The sequence below is a fragment of the Streptomyces scopuliridis RB72 genome (assembly GCF_000718095.1).
GTDB classification, from domain to species: Bacteria; Actinomycetota; Actinomycetes; order Streptomycetales; family Streptomycetaceae; genus Streptomyces; species Streptomyces scopuliridis.
Map to the genome: position 1 here is coordinate 110,883 of NZ_JOEI01000040.1, position 6,000 is coordinate 116,882.

Annotated in this window: 9 protein-coding genes; 4 read left to right on the forward strand and 5 right to left on the reverse strand. The window is 64.9% G+C overall.

Annotation, left to right across the window (positions count from 1 at the left end; all coding sequences use genetic code 11):
• Positions 1 to 363: 363 nt before the first annotated feature.
• The 5 genes from IF11_RS0134730 to IF11_RS0134750 all read right to left on the reverse strand — a co-directional run bounded on the left by IF11_RS0134730 (position 364) and on the right by IF11_RS0134750 (position 3,509).
• Entirely contained in the window at positions 364 to 1,215 is an 852-nt protein-coding gene (locus tag IF11_RS0134730) for a helix-turn-helix domain-containing protein (protein ID WP_078491076.1), read from the reverse strand.
• Complete coding sequence (locus IF11_RS0134735) at positions 1,191 to 1,718, reverse strand: DUF6879 family protein (RefSeq protein ID WP_030355799.1); 528 nt, start codon at positions 1,716 to 1,718, stop codon at positions 1,191 to 1,193. The genes IF11_RS0134730 and IF11_RS0134735 overlap by 25 nt, the downstream gene beginning before the upstream one ends.
• Positions 1,702 to 1,893 carry a hypothetical protein gene (locus IF11_RS0134740; RefSeq protein ID WP_030355800.1) on the reverse strand — a complete coding sequence of 64 codons (192 nt, stop codon included), beginning with the start codon at positions 1,891 to 1,893 and terminating at the stop codon, positions 1,702 to 1,704. Before IF11_RS0134740 ends, IF11_RS0134735 begins: the two co-directional genes overlap by 17 nt.
• A 492-nt stretch (positions 1,894 to 2,385) precedes the next feature.
• Positions 2,386 to 2,637, reverse strand: a complete 252-nt coding sequence (locus tag IF11_RS0134745) for a DUF397 domain-containing protein (RefSeq protein ID WP_030355801.1) — start codon at positions 2,635 to 2,637, stop codon at positions 2,386 to 2,388.
• Positions 2,634 to 3,509: a helix-turn-helix domain-containing protein gene (locus IF11_RS0134750; RefSeq protein WP_030355802.1), complete on the reverse strand. Its 876-nt coding sequence runs from the start codon at positions 3,507 to 3,509 to the stop codon at positions 2,634 to 2,636. The genes IF11_RS0134745 and IF11_RS0134750 overlap by 4 nt, the downstream gene beginning before the upstream one ends.
• A 197-nt stretch (positions 3,510 to 3,706) precedes the next feature.
• Here IF11_RS0134750 and IF11_RS0134755 point away from each other — a divergent pair, with 197 nt between their 5' ends.
• The 4 genes from IF11_RS0134755 (at position 3,707) to IF11_RS0134770 (ending at position 5,762) form a co-directional block, all read left to right on the forward strand.
• A complete protein-coding gene (locus tag IF11_RS0134755; protein ID WP_051746460.1) occupies positions 3,707 to 4,123 on the forward strand; it encodes an ATP-binding protein in 417 nt (138 codons plus the stop codon).
• A 4-nt stretch (positions 4,124 to 4,127) separates the two neighbouring features.
• Entirely contained in the window at positions 4,128 to 4,610 is a 483-nt protein-coding gene (locus IF11_RS38050) for an NUDIX hydrolase (RefSeq protein WP_051746461.1), read from the forward strand.
• Positions 4,611 to 4,881: 271 nt separating this feature from the next.
• Positions 4,882 to 5,376, forward strand: a complete 495-nt coding sequence (locus tag IF11_RS0134765; protein ID WP_240627511.1) for a hypothetical protein — start codon at positions 4,882 to 4,884, stop codon at positions 5,374 to 5,376.
• Between the two features lie 86 nt (positions 5,377 to 5,462).
• Positions 5,463 to 5,762 carry a tail fiber domain-containing protein gene (locus IF11_RS0134770; RefSeq protein ID WP_240627512.1) on the forward strand — a complete coding sequence of 100 codons (300 nt, stop codon included), beginning with the start codon at positions 5,463 to 5,465 and terminating at the stop codon, positions 5,760 to 5,762.
• Positions 5,763 to 6,000: the final 238 nt, after the last annotated feature.

Here is a 6,000-nt window from a genome sequence, read left to right on the forward strand (position 1 = left end):
CCGCTCCATGAGGACTCGGGAACGCCGAGGGCAGACAGAGCGGCCCGTATCGCTGCCGTGGCGTCAGTGGCCCGGGTACGGCCGTCTCTCCATGTCTGCATGTCCATCACGCCGCAGCCGCTTTCCGAGTGGGGCATTCCCCCGAGTGCCGGTAGACCACGACTGGCGGTCCCGAAGCACGCTCGATGGTTCCCCGGCGCACGGGGTCGAGAGGCTTAACCTCCCGCAGGCAGGCCGAACACTTGTGTCCCGGGGGCGCGTAGGTCACGTACTCCCACTCGTCCGTCCTGGTTGCCATTGCGCACCCCTTCACCGCCGCTTGCGTGCATCAGCGGCCATAGTGTCCGGGCAAGGGTCCAGGTTCTAGTCGGTTTCCTGTTCGCGCAAAATCTCGTCCCGGATACCCTCGATCAGGGCCCGCATCTCGCCACCTGAAACGGCAGTCCCGCTGAATCCTTCGAACTTGGATGCGTACAGGGAAATGTCCCTGGGGTCCGTCACCACCGTTTCCGCATGAACAGTCTCAACGGTCACCGTGCGGTCATCCTTGATAGAGAACGAGTGGCCCGGAAAATCCGTCTGAGGAGTGGACAACGTAATGATCCTGATGTCCACGTCAGGTAGCCGAGAGATAGAAATCAATCGATCAAGCTGCCCAACCATCATCAGGGGCGGAAGAATGCGCCACCGAAGGACCGATTCCGTGATGATGAATCGGAACGTCTTCCCTTCGGAGTACAAGATGTTTTGTCGTGCCAGTCTCGCACCGATGGTGCGCTCTAGCTGCGCTTCCGTCAGGTCCCTCCGGGCGAAGACTGCCCGAATATACTCGGGAGTCTGGAGCAGACCGGGAATTAGCGATGGTTGAAACAGGCGCAGCAGGGTTGTTTGTGATTCGAGAGCTTGCACCTGTTGTTGTTTACGACTGTACCCGAGCCGTCGAATAAGCCGCCACGCCGTGGCCTCCGTTGCCGCCTCTCTGGCGGCAGCCATGTACTCGGCCTTGACCTCGTCGGATACACCTATGGCCGTGAGGATGCAGTCAACGTCCGTGACACTCGGAGCTGCGTTCCCGTTCTCAATCTTGGACAGCTTGGAACGAGACATAGCAGCGCCACGGGCGACCGCTTTCGCCTCCAGTCCGGAGCACTCCCGCAGTTCCCGCAGCGCTGACCCAAGGCTAGATTTGATCACTCGCCGTACTTTGTCCACCATTCAGAGAACGGCACAGCCTGAGCCATTGCCGTGTCTCTGTACGTCAAGAATCGGGCGAGCTGATCCTCTTCGAGGAAATCGACCCCCAGGTACTTACCCTCCGCGTCGTACTTCATGGCGCCGATGACCTGCTCATCGAACAGCCAGTAATCCGGAGCGTCCGAAATCGGGTTCTCTTGGCTCGTGGTGTCCAAGATGAAGAACTCTTCCCCGGCCTGCATATTGCGCCGGTAGCCCCAGGAAAGTTCGAACCGCAGGTAGTCGGTAAGCGGACGGGCGAGGATGTGGACGCGGTAGATTCTCTTCCCCGATTGGACCGCGTTCCCGACGGTCGTCATCCAGCCAGCCGTCTTGTAGTCCTCGGGCTGCGGCTCACCGGCAAGGAATGCCTGATAGGCATCAACACCACCCGACTTGCTGTAATCGTCCAGGGTCTCCAGCCGGAATGCCTCCCGACCGAAGTCCTTGAACCAATCCCCCAGCGTCTTAGATGAGGTTGTCACGTACAGCCTTTCGGATGAGCTCGACAGGGATTTCCACCAGGGTTTCGTGAGCTGGAATCTCCAGCCCGTGGTCGGCCACCTTGTCCCCCTGGATGGCCAGCGTTCCCCGGTCCGTTGCGTAGACAGTCGGGCACTCGCCCTCGTCGCACTCGCCCACCAGTCGTGTCAGCTTCACAGCCTGCCCCCCTTTCGTCGGGTGTTGCGTCCAATGCTCTCGGGCCTCACCGCGCGGAACAAGAGGTTCGAGTTTCCGTAACTGGAAACCGCTCGGCAGCCCTGCCCGGCATCGCCCGCACGCTCGGCGGTAGGCGGTCCCGTGACCCTAGGAGCGTCGGACAGCCGACGACACGCCGCTGGTGACCGCGGTGCGGCAGCCCTGAGCCTCTTACGTGACTGGGACGAACGCCGGGTTGTTGCCCGGCGGCTCCTGCACGACAAGACCATCAACACGACGGACCGCGTCGCGGGGCTCCTCGCGCTGCTCTACGCGCAGAGGGCCAGCGACATTCGTCGCCTGACGACCGATCGCGTCAGATACATATCGGGAGCGAGTCCGCCTTCCACGTGGAATAGCCCCGGATTGCGCGTGATCCGGGGCTTCCTGCTGAGAGCTTCTGATCCGTCCTGAGTAGAGGTCATCCTTCGGATTGCCCGCGGGATCTCCTTCTCAGAGCTCGGTTCCTTCGGGGATGAGGTGGTCGTACTGGCCCGCCTTGACGGCCAGGATGTGAGCCAGCATCTCCCGGTCGGTGAACCGCAACGCCCCGTCCAGGTCACGCCGCTTGGAGTCGCCGAAGGCGACACCGCCATCGATCGGCATGATCTGAACGCAGGAGTCTCCTGTGCCGTTGCTGAACGAGGATTTCTCCCACTCCCCGTTGAGTGGCGCCGAATAGAGGGAGTCCTTCGGGTTACTCATGTCAGTTCCTTCTCGATCTCTTCGATGCGCCGGACGGTCTCCTGCTCGTCCAGCGCATGACTCGCCAAGTCGGCGAACCTCCGGCGGGCGCTCCGTACCTCTGCGGGATCGTCCTGGAGGGTATCGCCGTGTACCCACTCCTTCGATACGACGCTGCGGTTGTCGGCGCCAGGAAAGTCGAGGATCGTGAAGATCGCGCTTGAGATACTCGCGGCTCCTGCCGTGAACGGGATCATTCGCAGCGAGATGTTCTGCTGCTTGGTGATCGACATCAGGTGTTGAAGCTGCCCGCGCATGACCTCCGGTCCGCCCACAACGGCCCGAAGGGCGGACTCGAAGCAGAGGCCGTCCATGGTCAGAGGGTTTCTGCGAGTGAGGACTTGCTGCCTCTTTATCCGGGCTTCGACAAAGGTTTCACGGTGCTCCGTGCTCTCGTGCCGCTGGCCGAACGCCGCGATCGCATCCACGTACTCGCGGGTCTGGAGGAGCCCCGGTACGTACGTGCCTCCGTGTACCGACATGCGGTCGGCAGCATCTTCGAGCGAGAAGTAGCGGTACGAGTCGCCGCTGAACAGGGCCTGCATTTCCGGCCGTTCATACCATGCGCGGCCGTACGATCTGCCCTGCGCGATCGTCGCGACGATCCCGGCCCGTTCCTCGGGCGTCACCTTCAAGAGCTTGAGCAGCTTGGGGAGTTGTTCATCCGTGGGGAATGCCCTGCCGCGCTCGATCTTGCCCACGGTGTACCGCGAGACGCCGAGCGCCTGCCCCACCGCCTCCTGCTGGAGACCAGCTTCCACGCGGAGACGTTGAAGCTCCTCGCCCACGCGCCGCATGGCGAAGATCGCGTTCGCGTTGACGCTTACAGCCACGAGTCCCCTTCCGCTGGCGTGCTCTCCCGACGCCGTCAGAGTATCGGTCAGTTGACCACCCTATGACTCTCCGAGCTGAGATCCACACGCTGGGTTGCGCAGGGCGAGTCACGTGACTCAGACTGGGCGCGCACGCTGCGAACGCACGTAACCGCAGCGGGCTACCCCTACATCCGCGCGCCTGAAAGGTGTGGGTAATGGATCAGCGTGGTTACGTCCTGGCAGTGGAGCGCTATCCCTGTACGGCAGTTGCCGTGCCCGAGGCCCGCGCCATAGCCGCCCGTGCCTACGCGCCGTATCCCTGGGTGGACCACGACACCGTCAAGCTGCTGGTCAGCGAGACCGCCACCAACGCCGTGCTGCACGCCGGCGGTGGCGGGTTCGATCTGATCTGCCACGCACCGTTCGACGGCTCGGTTCAGATCGAGTTGCACGACCGGGGCGAACGACGCCCCGCCCGCCGCGCGCACGGCGCATGGGACCAGCACGGCAGAGGGCTGGAGTTACTGGACCTCCTCGCGCCCGGGTGGTCCGTCGTCAGAACGATGACCGGGAAGGGCCTCGTCTTCACCGTCAAGGCGGCCCCGTACCCCGTGACGCTCAACGAGAGGTGAGGACATGTACTTCGAACTCGGCCGGCCCGAACCACCCCGCCGCCGCACCGGTGTCGCCGGATTCTTCACCCGGCGGATCGACGACGAACTGAACGTACTCCTCATGCCCGCCACCACCGGGGGATCCTGGCAACTGCCCGGCGGCGACGCCGAGTCCGACGAGTTCATGCACGAGGCGTACGAACGCGAGATCGCGGAGAAGACCGGCCTCTCCCCTGCCGCCCCCGAGGAGATCCTCGTCGTGGACCACGTACCCAGGGGCGTGACGGAGGCCGAAGGGCTCGACGTCGTCTTCAAGGGCGCCGACGTCATCCCGTACACCACGGATCCCACAACGACCGCGTACCGCTGGGCGACTCTCAAGGAGACGGACGACCTCTGCCTCGGGCCGGAGCGCGACCGCATCCGCTCCGCCCACGATGCCTGGCTCACGGGCCGCACGACCTACCTCATCTGGGGCGAGCCCGTCACCACCCGCCGCCCCTGACCGCTCGCCGTCACGGTTTGCGGTGGTGCCGGTCGAACGCGTTCGTCACCGTCATGCTGGCGGTTCATCAGATTACGTGAACTCACGGTTGTCACTCGGTTGGGCCGGATGGGCGCCCATACGCTCCTTTGCGTCGCCCGGAAGAGGGCGGCACTCGTCGCGTGCTGTACGCGCGCCCCGCTCGTCCCAGCCGCAGTGCGCTGTTCGGACCGCGTGGGCAGTTCAACTGGGAGTGGACATGGGCTCTTTAGGTCGTAGGACCGTCACGGTCATGGCAGTGGCTTTGGCGTCGCTGGGGGTGGGAAGCGGCGCCATGGCGTCAGCGGCCACCCCACCCGTCGCGCCGTGCGGCGGGGCGGAGTGCCCCAGCCTCCAGCCGGTCAACATCGCCGCCACCCAGGGCTCGTTGAACGTCACACAGATGCAGCTGGAAAACCTCAGCGCGCTCGTCGTCGATGCCGTCACCGGACAGCCCGTCCGCGGGGCGCAGGTGCAGTTCTACACCACCGCCGGTCGACTGCTGGGGGCCGCCTACACGAACTACAGCGGTATCGCCGCGATCGCCGCATCGGAGAATCTCGGCCCCGGCACGGTCCAGGAACTGCTGACCGGCTACAACGCCGTGCTGGTCGGGGACGGCATCCATACCCCGGCCACCGCTCACGGAGCGATCACCGTCGGAAACGACTGGGTGCCCCTCGGGAGCATGCTCTTCAGCGACCGCACACTCAAGCGGGACGTGGTTCCGGTCGACTGGAGCCGGTAAGGATGCGGTTCTTCCGCCGGCGATCCCGGGCGGCTGACCACAGTGCCCCGGCCCGTCGTCCGGCCGAGGCGCAGGAGGGTGGCGGTGTGGCCCCGGTCGGCGCGGTCAACGGCTACGCGATCCTGGCGACGGTGGCCGCGCTGCCCGTCAGCACCTGGCGCTACCTCTGGGAGCCCGAAGACGTACGGCACCTCGGACCGATGGCCCAGGACTGGCACGCCGCCTTCGGCTTCAACCAGGACGACACGAAAATCCCCCTCGTCGACGGCCTCGGCGTCGCCCTGGTGTGCGTCCAGGCACTTCACCGCCGCGTGGAAGAACTCACCGTCGAAGTGGATCGCCTGCGAGAGGCCGCGAGCGTCAACAAGCCCGAGACCGCGCTATAGGGGCTCACGCGCAGAGGCCGACGATGTGGTGATCGGCGTCATCCGCCCGGGGCGGCCTGGACGGGCACAGCTCGTATGCGGTGACGGCCAGGCGAGCGGGGCCGCGCGGCGACCACCGGGGGGAGGGGGTCGGGGTCGTAGGAGGTGCGTGTCCGGACACTAAAGCGTGATTTGTGGCGCGCGAACGCCCGCATCCCAACTGTGGGCCGGTACGCGCCGTAAATCATGCCGTCCGGAC

Bases quoted from the DNA above. Each gene is read 5' to 3' on its own strand.
- IF11_RS0134730 (WP_078491076.1), bottom strand. From the start codon at position 1,215: ATGGTGGACAAAGTACGGCGAGTGATCAAATCTAGCCTTGGGTCAGCG.
- IF11_RS0134745 (WP_030355801.1), bottom strand. From the start codon at position 2,637: ATGAGTAACCCGAAGGACTCCCTCTATTCGGCGCCACTCAACGGGGAG.
- IF11_RS0134755 (WP_051746460.1), top strand. From the start codon at position 3,707: ATGGATCAGCGTGGTTACGTCCTGGCAGTGGAGCGCTATCCCTGTACG.
- IF11_RS38050 (WP_051746461.1), top strand. From the start codon at position 4,128: ATGTACTTCGAACTCGGCCGGCCCGAACCACCCCGCCGCCGCACCGGT.
- IF11_RS0134765 (WP_240627511.1), top strand. From the start codon at position 4,882: ATGGCAGTGGCTTTGGCGTCGCTGGGGGTGGGAAGCGGCGCCATGGCG.